A 16,099-nucleotide genomic window follows, 5' to 3' on the forward strand; every position below is an offset into this window, starting at 1 on the left:
GCGGCCTGAGATCCCAGCTTTCGCTGGGATGACGGGCGTGGCTAGGTCAGCACCGTCTCCACCCATTCCGGCACCAGCACCCCTGCCGGCCCCAACCGGCTCTCCTGGAACCACGCGCTCCCCTCCGACCGATCGAGGTTGAGCTCCAGCGTCCGCGCCCCGTGATACTTCGCGGTCTGCACGAACCCTGCGGCGGGATAGACCGCGCCCGACGTCCCGATCGACACGAACAGATCGGCGCGGGCGATAGCGCTCTCGATCACGTCCATCGCGTAGGGCATCTCGCCGAAGAACACGATGTCTGGCCGCATCGCCGCGGCGCCGCACGACGCGCAGATCGTGCCCGCCGGCATGTCGCCTTCCCATGCCTGCCGGTGCTCGCACGCCGCACACAGCGCCGACTTCAACTCTCCATGCATATGAAGCAGCCGTTTCGCCCCGGCGCGTTCATGCAAATCGTCGACATTCTGCGTCACGATCAGCAACTCGCCCGGCCACTCGGCATTGAGCCGCGCGAGCGCATGATGCGCCGCATTGGGTTCGACCCCAGCCAGCACCGCGCGCCTGAGATCGTAGAAGCGGTGCACCAGCTCGGGATCGCGCGCCAGCGCCTGCGGTGTGCAGACATCCTCGACGCGATGCCCTTCCCACAACCCGCCCGGCCCGCGAAACGTCGCGATGCCGCTCTCGGCGGAAATGCCGGCGCCGGTCAGGATGACGATGTTGTGGATGTCGGTCATGCCACTGTGGTAAGCGATAGGTGCTCTGACCGCTATTAGTGGAAGCGGGCATCGCTCCGGTCACGTTGTCCGGGTGCTAACACTCGATTTGAGGCTATCATAAATCCGGTTCATGAAGATTCGCGCTTCACGCGGCGTCTCAAAATGCACCTCGACGCCAAAGCCATCGCCCAGAAGGGAACGGATGTCGTCGACGATGCCCTCAGAGAGGTTCCAATCGCGCCATTCTTCTAGGATCACTCGGCGATGCTCTGGAGTGCCATCGAGGGCCGCTGCATCTATCGCTTCGGTCAGCGAGCCGTCGATGCTCTCAAAGTCTTGGGAGAAATAGCTGCCCAAGAGATTCGCGAGGTTTGGCCACCGCTCCTCCGCGATGCGTCGTCGCTCCAGTGTCGCTCTGCTCATGCGGCATGGTCTCACCTGTCGCCCATGTCCGCAACCTGATCGATAGCAAACTCGTCGGTCATTCATCCAACTAGGCGTTGGCCCTCGCCTATGGCGGCCCGGGCCGACTCCACGACAGGCCCTTTACAAAGCAGCGATTTCGGCGTGACACGGCCCGATGACCGATTTCGCCGCGACCCGACGACTGTTCCATCTGCCCGAGGGCGTGCTCTATCTCGACGGCAATTCGCTCGGGCCATTGCCGGTCGCTGCGGAAGCGCGGGTGCGCGAGGTCATGACGCGCGAATGGGGCAATGAGCTGATCAAGGCGTGGAACACGGCCGACTGGATCGAGCTGCCGCGCCGCGTCGGCGATCGCATCGGACGGCTGATCGGCGCGGCCGAGGGGAGTGTCGCAACCGGCGACACCTTGTCGGTCAAGGTGTTCCAGGCGCTCGCCGCCGCGCTCGCGCTACGTCCCGAGCGCAAGGTGGTGCTGTCGGATACCGGCAACTTCCCGTCCGACCTCTATATCGCCGGCGGGCTGATCCAGGCGCTCGGCGGCGGGCTCGAATTGCGGCTGGTCGCGCCCGAGGAGGTGGAAGGTGCGATCGATGAAAGCGTCGCGGTGATGCTGATCACCGAGGTCGATTATCGCACCGGGCGGCGCCACGACATGACGGCGCTGACCGCCAAGGCTCATGCGGCGGGCGCGGTGACGGTGTGGGATCTCGCGCATTCGGCGGGCGCGGTGCCGGTCGACCTGGCGGCGGCCGACGCCGATTTCGCGGTCGGCTGCACCTATAAATATCTCAACGGCGGCCCCGGCGCGCCTGCCTTCATCTATGTGGCACCCCGCTTCGCCGACAGCGCGCGGCCGATCCTGTCGGGCTGGATGGGGCATGAGGCACCGTTCGCCTTCGACTTGGATTACCGCCCCCATGCCAGCGTCGAGCGGATGCGCGTCGGTACCCCGCCGGTGTTGGCGCTCGCGGTGCTCGACGCCGCGCTCGATGCCTGGGACGGGGTCGATATGGCCGATGTTCGTGCCGCCTCAATTGCGTTGAGCGAGCGCTTCATCGCCGAGGTCGAGGCGCGCTGCCCCGACCTGACGCTCGCCTCGCCGCGCGTTACGCAGGCGCGCGGCAGCCAGGTCTCTTTCCGCCACCCGCAAGGCTACGCGATCATGCAGGCGCTGATCGCCAACGAGGTGATCGGCGATTTCCGCGCGCCCGATCTGATCCGCTTCGGCTTCACCCCGCTCTATCTGTCGGAGGAGGACGTCATGGCCGCGGCGAAAGTGCTCGAACGCGTGATGACCGAGCGCTTGTGGGACGATCCCGCCTATGCCACGCGGTCCAAAGTGACATGACCGACGACCACCGATCAGATGCCGGCGACGCCGGCGGGCCAGAAACCGACTTCGCCGACAAGATGGCCTATGGCGACTATCTGCGCCTCGACCTGATCCTCGGCGCGCAGCAGCCGCGCTCGGCGGCGCATGACGAAATGCTGTTCATCATCCAGCACCAGACGTCGGAGCTGTGGATGAAGCTCGCGGTGCACGAGCTCGAATCGGCGTGCGACGCGATCGCCAACGACCAGCTGCCGCATGCCTTCAAGATGCTCGCGCGCGTGTCGCGCATCCTCGAGCAGCTCAATAACGCCTGGGACGTGCTGCGCACCCTGACGCCGAGCGAATATACCGAATTCCGCGGCGATCTCGGCCAGTCGTCGGGGTTTCAGTCGCACCAGTACCGCGCGATCGAATTCCTCTGCGGCAATCGCAACGCCGCCATGCTCAAGCCGCACGCGCATCGTGCCGAGGTCATGGCAGAGCTGGAAGGCATCCTGGCGCGGCCGAGCCTGTATGACGAGGCGATCCGTCTGCTCGCGCGCTCAGGCTTCGACGTAGGGTCGGAGCGCTCCGATCTCGGCGAGCAGCGCAGCGAAAGCGATAAGCTGCGCGCCGTCTGGGCCGAAATCTATCGCGATCCCGACAGGCATTGGTCGCTTTACGAACTCGCCGAGAAACTGGTCGACCTGGAGGATTATTTCCGCCGCTGGCGGTTCAACCACGTCACCACGGTCGAGCGCGTGATCGGCCTCAAGCGTGGCACCGGCGGGACGCTGGGCGTCGCCTATCTGCGCCGGATGCTCGAGGTCGAGCTGTTCCCCGAATTATGGCACGTGCGGACCGAGCTTTAGCCGCTCGCGCGCTTCACGCGTCGGTCGACGCGGTCGTCCAGCCTAGGCGCGGAATCGTCACCGACCGCCGCCCCGACAGATCGGTCCGCGTCACGATGACGTCGCGATCCTCCATATAGGCCAAGACACGGCGCGCGCGGCCGAGCGAGCTGGTGCCATAGATGCGCGCGATCTCCTCATCGCTCGGACAGGGCGCATTTTCGCGCGCGGCGCGGGCGATCAGCAGGAAGGCGCCGAGCATCTCGTCGGGCACCGCGGCGGCGGCGGTCATCGCCGGTGCCCATTGCTCGTCCTCGGGCTGGTAGATCCCCGCGCGCGCGGCGGCGAGCCGGCGCGCGAAGCTCGACGGATCGAGCGCGATGCGGCGCAGCCCAGCCATCCGGCAGCGCACCTGGAAATCCTGGAACAAGGCGGCGGCGGGACGCAGCGCGCTGTCCGGATCGGCGACGATGCCGTGCAGGGCGTCGGCCATCACCGCATCGGCATCGACCGGATCAGCGTCCTCGGGTTCGGCCGCGGGCGTCGCCGCCAGCGCCTCGAGCAATTCGGCCGCCGGTGCCGGACGCGGCGGGGGAGGGGGTGCTAACGGAAGCGACATGGTTTCCTCGACCGGCGCCAGGATGAAGTCGCGCATGTCCTCGGCCGGGCTTTGGTCGGGGAGGGGCACCAGCTTGGGGCTCGAACTGCGCGCGCTGGTCTCGACCTCGCCGATCCGGATCGTCACCGGGCGGCGCGCGACCGCCGGGCCGAGCCCGAGGAAAGTTCCGCGCGGCAAGTCGCGGATCGCCTCGGCCTGGCGCCGCTCCATCCCGAGCAGATCGGCGGCGCGCGCCATGTCGATGTCGAGGAAGGTCCGCCCCATCAGGAAGTTGCTCGCCTCGGCGGCGACGTTCTTCGACAGTTTCGCCAAGCGTTGCGTGGCGATGATCCCGGCCAGCCCGCGCTTGCGTCCGCGCGACATCAAATTGGTCATCGCGCCGAGCGAGGCGCGACGGACGTCCTCGGCGACTTCAGCCCCGGCAGCCGGCGCGAAGATCTGCGCCTCGTCGATCACCACCAGCGCCGGGTACCAATAGTCGCGCGGGGCATCGAACAGCGCCGACAGGAAGGTCGCGGCACAGCGCATCTGCCCTTCCATCTCCAGCCCTTCGAGGCTGAGCACGACCGAGGTGCGATGCTCGCGGCAGCGCGTGGCGAAGCGGGTGATCTCGGCCAGCGAATAATCGACCGCCTCGATCGCGACGTGACCATAAGGGCCGGCAAAAGTGACGAAGTCGCCCTCGGGGTCGACGATGACCTGCTGCACCTGCCGCGCGCTGCCTTCGAGCAGGCGGCGCAACAGATGCGACTTGCCCGATCCCGAATTGCCCTGGACGAGCAAACGGGTGGCGAGAAGTTCTTCGAGATCGACGCATGCCGGCCGGCCGCTCGAATCGATCCCCATATCGATCTGGAACGTCATTGCCCCGCGCATGGTGGCAACCGCCATCGAAGGGCAAGCCGTGGCGGCGAAAAAAGCTGCGGATTATCCGTCCGCTATGCCGGGCGGAGAGGCGACGCGCGTGTTGCCGCGATCAATAGCCGGTGATCTCCGGCACGCAGGTATCTCCCCCGGTTGGGCAGTGTTGCCAGCCGCCGCCCATCGCCTGGAACAGCTGGACACGCGCGGTGAGTGCGTCGGAACGAAGCTGGATCAGCGACAGCTGGGCGCCGAGCAGTCCGCGCTGGGCATCGAGCTGTTCGAGATAGGGCGAATAGCCTTCGCGATAGCGGTTGGTCGCCAACCGTAATCCTTCCGCCAGCGCATCCTGCTGCGCGCGGGCAAGCCCCACTTGCTCGTCGAGCCGCTTGGCGCCGGCCAAAGCATCCTCGACCTCGCGAAACGCGGTCAGCGCGGCGCGGCGATAGCCGAACGCTGCCTGATCGCGCTGCGCGCCGGCCGCTTCGGCCTGCGCGGTCAGCCGGCCGCCCTCGAAAAGCGGGGCCAGGATGCTGCCGCCAACCGACCAGATCGTGATCGGGTCCTTGAGCAGGGTGGAAAAGGCGGCGCCGGCGGCGGCGCTGAGCCTGACTTGCGGCAGGAAGCGTTTGCGCGCGGCGGCGAGCGACTTGTCCGACGCGGCGAGCTGGAATTCGGCTTGCGCCACGTCGGGCCGCCGGCGCAGCAATTCCGACGGCAGTCCGCCGGGAACAAGCGGTACGGCCAACCGGTCGAGCGGCAGGCCGCGGTCGATCGCTTGCGGCGTCTCCCCGGTCAACTGGCTGAGCGAATCCTCGGTCCGCGCGATGGCGAGCTCGATCTGCGGCACGATCTGCGCGGTGGCGTCATATTCGGCCAGCGCCTGCTGGAGCTCGAGCTTGGGCGAATAGCCGCGCCCGACCCGCGACCTCGCCAGCCGGAGCGATTCCGCCCGCGCCGTGACGGTGGCCTTCGCGACCTCCAGCCGAGCGTCGAGCCCGCGCAGGGAAATATAGCCGCTCGCCACTGCGGCGGCGACCGATAGCCGCACCGAATCGCGCGCCGCCTGGCCGGCGAACCAGGCGTCCCTGGCTGCTGCTTTCTGGTCGGCGAGCCGGCCGAACAGGTCGACTTCGTAAGCGGCCTGGACCTGGGGTTGCGCGGCATTCTGCACCGACGGCAGGCCGAACGCGTTGACCGAGCGCGACCGTGCGCCGCTGAGACTGGCATCGATCGTCGGCAGCAATTGCGCGCGCGCGAGCGCCAGATTGGCCTCCAGTTCGCGCACCCGCCCCATTGCGGCGCCGATATCGGTGTTGTTGGCCAGCGCCCTGTCGATCAGCGCGGTCATCGCCGGATCGCCGAACGACTGCCACCAGGCGCGGTCGATCGGTGCGACCGGTCCGGTATCGGTGCGCCAGGTTGGCGGCGGCGCCACCGGCGGCACCGCGGCGGTCCTCACCGGAGGGCCGGCACAGGAGGCGAGTGCTGTCGCCAACAGCAGTGCGGCGAGCCGCATGCTCATCGTTGCCGCCCGCCGCGCGTGTCGATGCTGACCTCGACCGACATGCCGGGCCTCAGCCGCGCCGCCGCGGCCTGTCCCGGGTCGATTGCGATGCGCACTGCGATACGCTGCGCGACCTTGACGAAATTGCCGGTCGCGTTGTCGGGCTTGAGCACTGCGAATTCGGAGCCGGCGGCGGGCGACAGGCTTTCGATTCGGCCGTTGAGGAGCGCGCCACCCAACGCGTCGACCTTGAACGTGGCGCGCTGACCGACCGCCATGTCACGCGTCTGCGTTTCCTTATAATTGGCCACAACCCAAACATTGCGCGGCACGATCGACAGCAATTGTGTGCCGGCGGTGACATAGGCGCCATCGCGCACGCCGATCTCCGACAATTGTCCATCGACGGGCGCGCGAATGATCGTGTTGTCGAGGTCGATCTGCGCCAGGCGAAGCTGTGCCTTGGCCGATTCGACCGCGGCCTCCAGCCCGGCGCGTCCGACGACGACGGTGCGGACGTCCTGCGTGCCGATCGCGCGGCTGGCCTGGGCCTGACGCACGCCGGCCTGGGCGGCGAGCAAGGCGGCGCGGGTCTGGTCGAATTCGCGCGCCGAGATCGATCCGTCGGCGACCAGCGCCCGGGCGCGGCGCATATCGGCCTGCGCCTTGACCGATTGCGCCTGAGCATTGGCGATGCCGGCATTCTGCGCCTCGGTCGCGACTTCGCGCGAGCGCTGCGCTTGCGCCGAATTGGCCAGCGACGCTTGCTGCGCCGCCACATTGGCCTCGGCCTGCGCCACGCGGGCGCGATAGATGCGGTCGTCGATCGTCGCCATTACCTGGCCCGCTTTGACCTCGGCGAAGTCCTGGACGGTGACATGGGTGACATAGCCGCTGACTTGCGGACTGATGATCGTGACGCGGCCGCGGACATAGGCATTGTCGGTCTTTTCCGACCATCCGGCGAACGGCGGCAACCGCCATGAATAGAGGATCGTCAGGATCGCGCAGAGTGCGAGCACGATGATCGCCGCCACGGTCGCGCGCGATTTGGCCGGCGGACGCCAGTTCGATGGCGGCGCGTCGATCTGGGGATCGGGCGTCGGCTCGGGGGGCGATGGTGGGGGCGGTGCCGACTCTGGCACCGCAGGTATCGGTGCCGGTGCTTGCGGCCCGGTTTCAGGCGTGTCCGCTGTCGGCTGATCGCTCATTTCATTGCCCCTTTTGAGCCTGAGCCTGAGCCTGCATCCGCTGCTGGAGCAACACAACCGGTGATGCCTCGCCGCGGCGGCGGATCGACCAACGGATCAGGAACCCCCACAGCGCCATCAGGATGGCAAGCACCCCGACCAGCAGGAAAACGTCGTTGAACGCCAGGATATTGGCTTCCCGCGAGACCTGCTGACTCAGCAGTGCCGCGCCCTGAGCGCTGCGCAACGTCGGATCGCCGACTACGCCGGCGATCGCCCCGCCGCCCGCGCGCAGCCGTGCCGCGACCAGGGGATCGGTCGCCACGATGCGCTGGACCAGTTCGTGCGAATGGAATTTCTCGCGCATCACCTGGAACGTGCCGAGCAAGGTGCTGCCGAGCAATCCGCCGACGCTCTGGCTCAAGCCGAACAGCACGACGAAACTGACGAAATTGCGGCCGCCGGCGAGCAAGGTCCGCGCGATGCCGATGACCATCGCCTGGGCCAGGAACAGCAAAGAAGCGAAGCCGATCAGCGCCTGGCTGACATAAAAGCTGCTCGGCCGGGTCAGATTGGTGGCGTCGGCATCCATGAAGGCGCCGATCACGATCAGGATCACCGCGACGCTGATCGGCAGTGCGACATCGCTCGGCCGGAAGGTCAGCACCGCGGTGGCAAGCCCGGCGATCGAGGCGAGCACGATGATCCAGTTCAAGGTGACCATCTGGTCGTTGATCAGTCCCAGCACATTGAGCAGGCCGACCGATCCGAAAGCTTGTTCGGACAACAGGATACGCACGGACGCGGCGACCACCATCAGCCGCACGATCTCTCGGCTGCCCAGCCAGTGCGTGTTGATCAGTGGGTTGGCGCGATTGTGCTCGACGATCACCGCGGCGGCGATCAGCGCGATGCTGGCGGCGAGCGCCCAGCCGATCCAGGGCTGGTCGGTCCACCATTCGATCCGCCCTTCCGACAAAACGGCGATCAGCAGCCACAGCCCCGGCGCAAGCAGCCCGAAGGTCAGAAAATCGGCCGGCTCGAAAACTTTCTCGCGTTCGCTCGGCGGCAGGGGCTGGCTCATCACTGCCGCCAATGTCGCCAGCGCCAGCCCCAATTCCAGCCAGTAGAGATTGTGCCAATCGCCCCATTCGAGCAGGTGCGGCGACAGGATTCGCGCGATCGGCGTCGCCAATTGCGGGATGCAGATTCCGATCATCACCCCGGCGAGCCGCTTGGCTGCCGGCAGCGACTGGAAGAAATAGAGGATGGTCAAGGTCGACAGGCCGCTCGCCGCGATGCCGCTCATCGCACGCACCGCGACCGAGCTCCAGAAATCGTGGACGAACAGATGCATCAGCGTCGTCGCGGCATAAGTGACGAGCGAATAGCGGATGAACGGCTGCAGCCCGAATTGCTGGCGGTATTTGACCAGTAACAGATTGGCGGTGACGTTGGTCATGAAATAGGCGCCGGTCAGCCAGGCGCTTTCATTGGTGTAGAGGTCGAGTGTCCCTTGCGCGAAATTGAGGTTCACCGTGACCAGCGCATTGCCCAGTCCGCCGGTGATGCCGATCAGGCAGCCGATCAGGAAATAGAGCAGCCTGCGGTTCGTCGGATGATCGGGATTGGCCGGCGACCCGGGCAGCGTCGGCCTTTCGTGCGGCTTGAAGACATAGTCCGTCACGCGTCTGCCCCTGGCATCCCGGACACCTACCGCCGGCCGCTCAGCGTTACCAGCTTTCGCTCAATTGGCCAGTATTGTACCGCCCGCAAAAGGCGCCGGCGCGCGCCTTCGCTGGCGACGCGCCGTCTATGTTCGGCTCGTCACGATGACCGCCACGACCAAACACGCCAGCACAGCGACGATCGTTTCCGAAACCGAATGGCTATTCCACTGCCAAATTTCGACGCCAGCATAGCCCGGCATATTGACGCGGCGGCCGTGGCCGAACTGCTCGATCCACTGATATTCGCGCTGCGTGATCTCGCGCATAATGCAGACGGCGGCGCCGGCGAAGCACCCGATCCAGATCGAGGCCCGGGCAGGCGCGCCGAGCAAATGGCCGATTCCCCAGCATATCAGCTGGACGCCTATCGCGATCGGGACATGAGCGAACATGAGGATTGAACGCTGCCTGCGGTACCGCGTTCCGCCTACGATGCTTCCTCGAGGCGGCCTTCCTTCACCACCGCATCGATCGCGAGCAGCCGTTGCAGCAGCGGTTCCAGCCGATCGAGCGGCCAGCTATTGGGTCCGTCGGACAGCGCCCGATCAGGATCGGGATGCGTTTCCATGAACAGTCCGGCTATTCCAGCAGCTACCGCCGCGCGAGCCAGGACGGGGACGAATTCGCGCTGACCGCCCGAGCGGTCGCCTTGCCCGCCGGGCAATTGTACCGAATGAGTGGCATCGAACACCACTGGGCATTCGGTACCGCGCATGATCGCGAGGCTGCGCATGTCGGACACGAGGTTGTTGTACCCGAAGCTCGCGCCGCGCTCGCACACCAGGAAATTGTCGGTCGGAACGCCGGCAGCCTCCGCGGCCAAGCGCGCCTTGGTGACGACGTGAGCCATGTCCCCCGGCGCGAGAAACTGCCCCTTCTTGATGTTGACTGGCTTGCCCGACGCAGCGACAGCCGCGATGAAATCGGTTTGACGCGCAAGGAAAGCGGGCGTTTGCAGCACATCGGCGACTTGGGCGACGGCTTTCACCTGGTCCTCCGAATGAACGTCAGTCAGGACGGGGAGGCCGGTTTCGGCGCGGACCTTCTCCAGAATGCGCAGCCCTTCGTCGATGCCAGGGCCGCGAAACGAGGCCCCTGAGCTGCGATTGGCCTTGTCGAACGAGCTTTTGTAAACCAGCAGCACCCCGAGCCGCTTAGCTATGGCACCGAGTCGCGTGGCTGTATCCAGCGCGAAAGCCTCACTTTCGATGACGCAAGGCCCGGCAATGAAAAAAAGCCGCCGATTTGAACCAATTTCTTGACCGCAAAGCTGCATTTTTGCCCTTAAGTTGCTTGCCACGCGATACGCCGGTCGCTTAAGGCGACGAGTGCCCGTTTTGCGATGCCCTGCGCTTCATAATCGCTGGAAGTCAATGCGATAGCGGACTAGAGCGTGCCGACCTGGTTGTCGATGTATGGCATTAAGGAATTTTATGCAGGCCCCCGCTGCGAATTTCATGGCCGAAGCAGGCCTCCATTCCGCTCTTCGCACTACCCAAATCGAGATTGAGGCACTTGAGGCTCTCGCTCAGGCACTACGAGTTCCGCCGTTGCGCACGGGCTTCGTCGATGCGGTGGCGATGATCGCTGATATGTCGGGTCGCCTGGTCGTGACCGGCATGGGGAAAAGCGGGCTGGTGGGCCGTAAGGTCGCCGCTACGATGCGCTCGACCGGTACCCCCGCGCTCTTCATGCATTCCAGCGAAGCGAGCCACGGCGATCTCGGCATGATCGGCGGGGACGACATCGTGCTGGCGCTGAGCTGGTCGGGCGAAACGGCCGAGCTCGGCGACGTCATTACCTATTGCCGCCGTTTCGGCGTGAAGCTCATTGTCGCGACCGCGTTCGCGGACAGCACCGCCGGACGTGCCGCCGACATATGTCTTGTCGTACCGGAGATTAGAGAGGCGTGCCCCAATGAGTTGGCACCGACATCGTCGACCACGGTTCAGGCGGTGCTCGGCGATGCACTGGCTGTGGCGCTGATCGAACGCCGCGGCTTCAGCAGATCGGATTTCCTGACATTCCATCCCGGCGGCAGCCTGGGCGCGCGCCTGACGACGGTCGCACAGTTGATGGCGCGCGACGACGATGTTCCGAAGGTGCGGATCGGTGCCACGCTGGTCGACGCGACGATCGAGATGAGCCGAAAACGCCATGGCTGCACCGCCGTGGTCGATGATGATGGTTGCCTTATCGGCGCCTTTACCGACGGCGATCTTCGGCGCAGCTTCACGGCCAACCATCTCGGCGACGATATCCGCGATCACATGACCGTGACGCCGATCTCGGTGTCCCCCGATACGCTGACATCGGATGCCCTGCGTATCCTCAACGAGAATGCCGTTTCGGCGCTTTTCGTGTGCAAGGACGAGCGACTGGTCGGCGTGATCCACCTCCACGACATCCTTCGTGCCGGCGTTGCCTGAGGACGAGCGGCCCGCGCTGATTGTTGTTCCGGCTCGCTTCGCGTCCCAACGCTTGCCCGGCAAGCCGTTGATCCCAATCGCCGGCCGCACGCTGTTGGAGCGAGTCGTCGCCGTCGCGCGCGAAGGAGCACGGCGGGTCGGCAATGCAGATGTCGTCGTCGCAACCGACGATGCGCGTATCCTCGATCATGCCCGGAGCCTTGGATGTGACGCGATCGTCACCGACGCCGCGATCAGCTCGGGGTCGGGCCGGGCCTGGGCGGTCGCCCGCGACCGCGAGATTGCGCCGTCCGTGGTGCTCAACCTGCAGGGCGATGCGCCCTTCGTGCAGCCGGCGACGATCGCTGCGCTGATCGCGGCGCTGCGTGGTTCGACCTTAAGCGTCGCGACACCGATCGTTCGCCTGTCGTGGGAGGCGCTCGATACATTGCGACGGCATAAGCATACCTCGCCGTTCAGCGGGACGACCTGCGTGCGGCGTGCGGACCATCGTGCATTGTGGTTTTCCAAAGCGGTGATCCCCGCAATTCGCGGCGAAGCGCAGCTGCGGCAGGAGGGTCCGCTGTCGCCGGTTTTCCGGCATCTCGGCCTATATGCCTATCGTCTCGAGGCGCTCGGGCGTTTCGAGGCGATGGCTCCGACGCCTTACGAAATTCTCGAAGGACTGGAGCAATTGCGTTTCCTCGAATCAGGCGAGGATATCCTCACGGTGGAAGTCGCGGCGCTTCCTCATGCCATGTCGGGGATCGACACCCCGGCCGACGTTGCGATGGCCGAGCGCCTCATCGCCGATCATGGCGAGCCGCATTTGTCATGGATCTGATCGTCACGATCGTCCGGCACGGCAATACGTTCGATGCCGGAGAACAGGCGCGCAGAATCGGAGCGCGGACCGATTTGCCCCTCGTCGCGAGCGGCCTCGATCAGGCGCGGGCGCTAGGCAGGAGTTTTGCCGAGCTGGGGCTGGTCTTCGACCGCGCATTGGCGGCGCCGCTGCTGCGGACGCGGGCGACGATCGACGCCATTCTCGTTGGTCAACCCCAGGCGCCGGTCGTCCAATCCGTCGATTGGCTGACGGAAATCGATCATGGTCCGGATGAGGGGCTAATCGATAGCGATGTCATCGCCAGGATCGGGCACGACGCGCTGGTCGCCTGGGACAAAGAGGCGCGGGCGCCCGACGGCTGGATCGTCGATTCGGACCGCCGGATCGCGGGTTGGCAAAATCTCTGGAAGACCGGCGGTGGACATGTCCTGATCGTCACCAGCAACGGCGCGGCGCGTTTCGCCCTGCTTTCCGACGAGCGGCTGCGCAGTCAGGCGTCGGCGCTGTCGTCGCTGAAGCTTCGTACCGGGGCCTATGGGACGATCGTGCGCGAGCAGGACGAGCTCCGCCTGGTCGCGTGGGATCGGCGGCCATGACCCTCGGCTTGCATCGGCAGGGGCATTAAGAGAAAGCCGGGCGATGAGCTGTGCCCGTTCGCTTCCGTCGATGAGACAGACCCGCAGCCAGGTGCGACGAAGGCGTGGGTGCGCGTGATACGATCGCCAGAACTGCGCCCGCCGAGACGATGCCGATGAGCATTCCCCTTCTCCGCGCGCCGCCATTCCCCGTCATCGGCGCCTCGGTTACGCGGCCGGGAACCGACGCTGCGGCCGCACTTTCGTCCGAGGCGATCGACCGCCTTTTCGCCGCGATCCGCGACGTCCGGATCGGCGGATGCTTTTGGGCATCGCCGGGCGAGGATGCAGGGGCGACAGTGATCCTCCGTTGCCGTTCCGCCGACGATGTCGAGCAGGCAGAGGCGATGCTGACGGAGGCGGAGCGCGGTGCCGCGGTCCGGATATCCCCTGCGGATGATACTGGCCAGGCCCATGACGGGACCTGCGAGATCGACCCCTGGTCGCTGCTCGACGACGCGGCGACGTTGATCGCGCACGGCGACGACGAATGGGTAGCGATCGCCGTGATCGCCGGCGCGCGCATTCACTTCTTGTCCGCCGGTCGTTTTGGCGCACCCGCGGACGATACCGCGCGGCTGCGCCGGATCGTCGCCGAAGATACCGCGCGCGCGCGGTATCGCGACCCCTTCAATGGGAAGGATGCGGGCATCGACGAAACAATAGCCCTGCTGGGAGACTGGCGCCGGACGCTTGACGCCAATCGGCGGATCGTCGCGGCATGTGGCTTCAGCTGGTGGAAGCGGCGCGAGATCGCACGGTTCCTGTGGACGCCCCAGCACCCCATGCGTTTCTTTCGATCCGAGGCCCGCGCGCTTTCCTTTGCCGCCCGGCATGACGGCGCCGTCGCGATCTGGCCGTCGCGTGTGTCCGACGGCATGGCAGTGTCGGCGACCGAAAAACATGTCCCGCTGGTACGCGTGGAGGATGGCTTCGTGCGCTCGGTCGGCCTGGGCAGCAACCTCGTGCCGCCTGCATCGGTGACTGTCGATCGACGCGGCATCCATTATGACCCTAGTCGGCCGAGTGATCTGGAAGACTTGCTTGCCGGCGCCGACTTCCCGCCGGCATTGCTCGCGCGTGCCGAACGGCTGCGCGAGGCCATCGTCGCGGCGGGGATCAGCAAATATGGAAATGGCGCCGCGCATGCCTTCCCGCCTCGCCAGATCGGCCGTCGCCTGGTTCTCGTCCCCGGGCAAGTCGAGGACGATATGTCGGTGCGGCTCGGCGGCGGCGGATTGTCGAGCAATCTCGACCTGGTGCGCCGCGTGCGCGCGCTCGAACCGGACTCGGAAATCTGGTTCCGGCCGCATCCGGACGTCGATGCCGGCCATCGCAAGGGCGCGGTGCGCGACAGCGACGCGCTCGAACATGCCGACCGAATCGTTCGGGGCGGCGGCATGGCCTCCCTTCTCGATCAGGTCGATGCGGTCCATGTACTCACGTCGCTCACCGGTTTTGAAGCGCTGCTGCGACGACGCGACGTGACCTGCCATGGAATGCCTTTCTATGCCGGCTGGGGATTGACGCGCGATCTCGCCGAGGTGCCTGACCGGCGCGGTCGGCGCTTGACGCTCGACGAACTGATCGCCGCGGTACTGATCGTCTATCCACGCTATCTCGACCCGGCGACGGGCCTGCCATGCACGCCGGAAGTGCTGATCCGGCGGTTTGGCGATGGCGCCGCGCATAACCGGCTGGGCTGGGTTACGAAGCTCCGCCAGACCCAGGGCCGGTTGTCGAGGCGGTGGGCTTGATGGCCGGCGACGTCATTCTCGACCTGTCGCGGCTGGTGTCGCGGGCCCGGCATCACACACCCTCCGGCGTCGATCGGGTGGAGATGGCCTACGCGCGCGGGCTGCACGCGCGTTTCGGCGATCGCCTGCGGTTCGCCGCCGTGCATCCATTCGACTTTTACGGCCGACTCTCGAACGAGAAGGTCTTGCGCTTTCTCGACACGCTGGAAAAGCGCTGGGAATCGGAAGAGGGTGGGGCCGAACAGCGCTCGCTGTTCGAGATTCTGCCGACGTTGCTCGGCCTGCTGCCGGAACGACCGCGCGCGGCGGCGGGGAGCGTCTATGTCCAGGCCTCGCCGCATCATCTCACGCGACCCGCGCTCGTCCGACGCATTCTCGCGCGCGAGCAGGCGCGGTTCCTGTGTCTGGTCCACGATCTGATTCCGATCGAATATCCCGAATATGCGCGTCCCAATGGTGCCGATCTTCACAAGCGGCGGATCGAAACAATCGCGGCCCTGGCCAATAGCATCATCGTCAATTCGGGTGCGACCGGCGACTCGCTGCGGCCCTGGCTCGAGCGGGCAGGGCGCAACGTAAAGGTGCGCGTCGCGCTGCTCGGCACGCACGAGGGTCCCGCGCCATCCCTGCCGGAGGCCGCACCAGCCGAGCCCTATTTCGTCTGCATCGGCACGATCGAGCCGCGCAAGAACCATCTGCTGCTGCTCAATCTATGGCGGGCGATGGCCGACAAGCTTCCCGGCGACGCCGTTCCCCGCCTGATCATTGTCGGCCGCCGCGGTTGGGAGAATGAGCAGGTGATCGACATGCTCGAGCGCTGTCCGGCGCTACGCGGGCATGTCGAGGAACTCAACGGCTGCTCGGATCAGCGGATGCAAACATTGCTGCGCGGTGCGCGTGCGCTGCTCCTGCCATCGTTCGCGGAAGGCTATGGCATGCCGGTCACCGAGGCGCTGGCGGTGGGAACTCCGGTGATCTGCAGCGACCTTCCCGCACTGCGCGAGGCGGGAGGGGATGTGCCCGATTTTCTCGATCCGCTCGACGGGCCAGGCTGGACCGCGCACATCCTCGATCATTTCCGCGCGGGGCCGCTTCACGCGGCGCAAAATCAGCGCCTGATGGAGTGGCGGCCGCCGTCCTGGCAAGACCATATCGCGATCGTCCGCGAGGCCATCGACGAGCTGCGGCTATGACCGCGCCGCCATGGCTTTCATCGCAATCGTTTCAGCTTCGC

15 protein-coding genes are annotated in these 16,099 nt (G+C 66.1%); 7 read left to right on the forward strand and 8 right to left on the reverse strand.

Translation table 11 applies throughout. The features are described from left to right. Positions 1–41: 41 nt before the first annotated feature. Complete coding sequence (locus SAS01S_RS01800; protein ID WP_066803883.1) at positions 42–740, reverse strand: NAD-dependent deacylase; 699 nt, start codon at positions 738–740, stop codon at positions 42–44. Between the two features lie 60 nt (positions 741–800). Then, the gene (locus SAS01S_RS01805) at positions 801–1,145 is read right to left on the reverse strand and encodes a contact-dependent growth inhibition system immunity protein (RefSeq protein ID WP_066803885.1); all 345 of its coding nucleotides are present in this window, start codon (positions 1,143–1,145) and stop codon (positions 801–803) included. 157 nt (positions 1,146–1,302) lie between these two features. Between SAS01S_RS01805 and kynU the strand changes: the two genes are divergently transcribed. Next, the gene (kynU, locus tag SAS01S_RS01810; protein ID WP_066803887.1) at positions 1,303–2,496 is read left to right on the forward strand and encodes a kynureninase; all 1,194 of its coding nucleotides are present in this window, start codon (positions 1,303–1,305) and stop codon (positions 2,494–2,496) included. Further along, complete coding sequence (kynA, locus tag SAS01S_RS01815; protein WP_066803890.1) at positions 2,493–3,332, forward strand: tryptophan 2,3-dioxygenase; 840 nt, start codon at positions 2,493–2,495, stop codon at positions 3,330–3,332. The genes kynU and kynA overlap by 4 nt, the downstream gene beginning before the upstream one ends. Positions 3,333–3,345: 13 nt before the next feature. Here kynA and SAS01S_RS01820 read toward each other — a convergent pair whose 3' ends face one another. The 6 genes from SAS01S_RS01820 to kdsA form a co-directional block, all read right to left on the reverse strand. Then, on the reverse strand, positions 3,346–4,794 hold the full coding sequence (locus SAS01S_RS01820; protein WP_066804062.1) for an ATP-binding protein: 1,449 nt from the start codon (positions 4,792–4,794) through the stop codon (positions 3,346–3,348). A 112-nt stretch (positions 4,795–4,906) separates the two neighbouring features. Further along, the gene (locus tag SAS01S_RS01825) at positions 4,907–6,316 is read right to left on the reverse strand and encodes an efflux transporter outer membrane subunit (RefSeq protein ID WP_066803893.1); all 1,410 of its coding nucleotides are present in this window, start codon (positions 6,314–6,316) and stop codon (positions 4,907–4,909) included. Continuing rightward, on the reverse strand, positions 6,313–7,509 hold the full coding sequence (locus tag SAS01S_RS01830) for an HlyD family secretion protein (protein WP_084238390.1): 1,197 nt from the start codon (positions 7,507–7,509) through the stop codon (positions 6,313–6,315). Before SAS01S_RS01830 ends, SAS01S_RS01825 begins: the two co-directional genes overlap by 4 nt. 1 nt (position 7,510) lies before the next feature. Beyond that, the gene (locus SAS01S_RS01835; protein ID WP_066803896.1) at positions 7,511–9,175 is read right to left on the reverse strand and encodes an efflux MFS transporter permease; all 1,665 of its coding nucleotides are present in this window, start codon (positions 9,173–9,175) and stop codon (positions 7,511–7,513) included. A 126-nt stretch (positions 9,176–9,301) separates the two neighbouring features. Next, complete coding sequence (locus SAS01S_RS01840) at positions 9,302–9,610, reverse strand: hypothetical protein (protein ID WP_066803899.1); 309 nt, start codon at positions 9,608–9,610, stop codon at positions 9,302–9,304. A gap of 35 nt (positions 9,611–9,645) precedes the next feature. Then, complete coding sequence (gene kdsA, locus SAS01S_RS01845; RefSeq protein WP_066803903.1) at positions 9,646–10,494, reverse strand: 3-deoxy-8-phosphooctulonate synthase; 849 nt, start codon at positions 10,492–10,494, stop codon at positions 9,646–9,648. Positions 10,495–10,651: 157 nt separating this feature from the next. On the opposite strand from kdsA, the gene SAS01S_RS01850 reads away from it, so the two are divergent. The 5 genes from SAS01S_RS01850 to SAS01S_RS01870 all read left to right on the forward strand — a co-directional run bounded on the left by SAS01S_RS01850 (position 10,652) and on the right by SAS01S_RS01870 (position 16,058). Next, positions 10,652–11,647 (forward strand): KpsF/GutQ family sugar-phosphate isomerase, encoded by a 996-nt coding sequence (locus tag SAS01S_RS01850; protein ID WP_066803905.1) that lies wholly within the window; start codon positions 10,652–10,654, stop codon positions 11,645–11,647. Further along, the gene (locus tag SAS01S_RS01855) at positions 11,640–12,470 is read left to right on the forward strand and encodes a 3-deoxy-manno-octulosonate cytidylyltransferase (protein ID WP_066804068.1); all 831 of its coding nucleotides are present in this window, start codon (positions 11,640–11,642) and stop codon (positions 12,468–12,470) included. The genes SAS01S_RS01850 and SAS01S_RS01855 overlap by 8 nt, the downstream gene beginning before the upstream one ends. Continuing rightward, the gene (locus tag SAS01S_RS01860; protein WP_066803907.1) at positions 12,461–13,069 is read left to right on the forward strand and encodes a histidine phosphatase family protein; all 609 of its coding nucleotides are present in this window, start codon (positions 12,461–12,463) and stop codon (positions 13,067–13,069) included. The genes SAS01S_RS01855 and SAS01S_RS01860 overlap by 10 nt, the downstream gene beginning before the upstream one ends. Before the next feature lie 155 nt (positions 13,070–13,224). Further along, positions 13,225–14,865, forward strand: a complete 1,641-nt coding sequence (locus SAS01S_RS01865; RefSeq protein WP_369405699.1) for a capsular polysaccharide export protein, LipB/KpsS family — start codon at positions 13,225–13,227, stop codon at positions 14,863–14,865. Next, complete coding sequence (locus SAS01S_RS01870; protein WP_066803911.1) at positions 14,865–16,058, forward strand: glycosyltransferase family 4 protein; 1,194 nt, start codon at positions 14,865–14,867, stop codon at positions 16,056–16,058. Before SAS01S_RS01865 ends, SAS01S_RS01870 begins: the two co-directional genes overlap by 1 nt. Positions 16,059–16,099 lie beyond the last annotated feature (41 nt).

Origin of the sequence: Sphingomonas asaccharolytica NBRC 15499 (assembly GCF_001598355.1) — a bacterium.
Taxonomy (GTDB): Bacteria; Pseudomonadota; Alphaproteobacteria; order Sphingomonadales; family Sphingomonadaceae; genus Sphingomonas; species Sphingomonas asaccharolytica.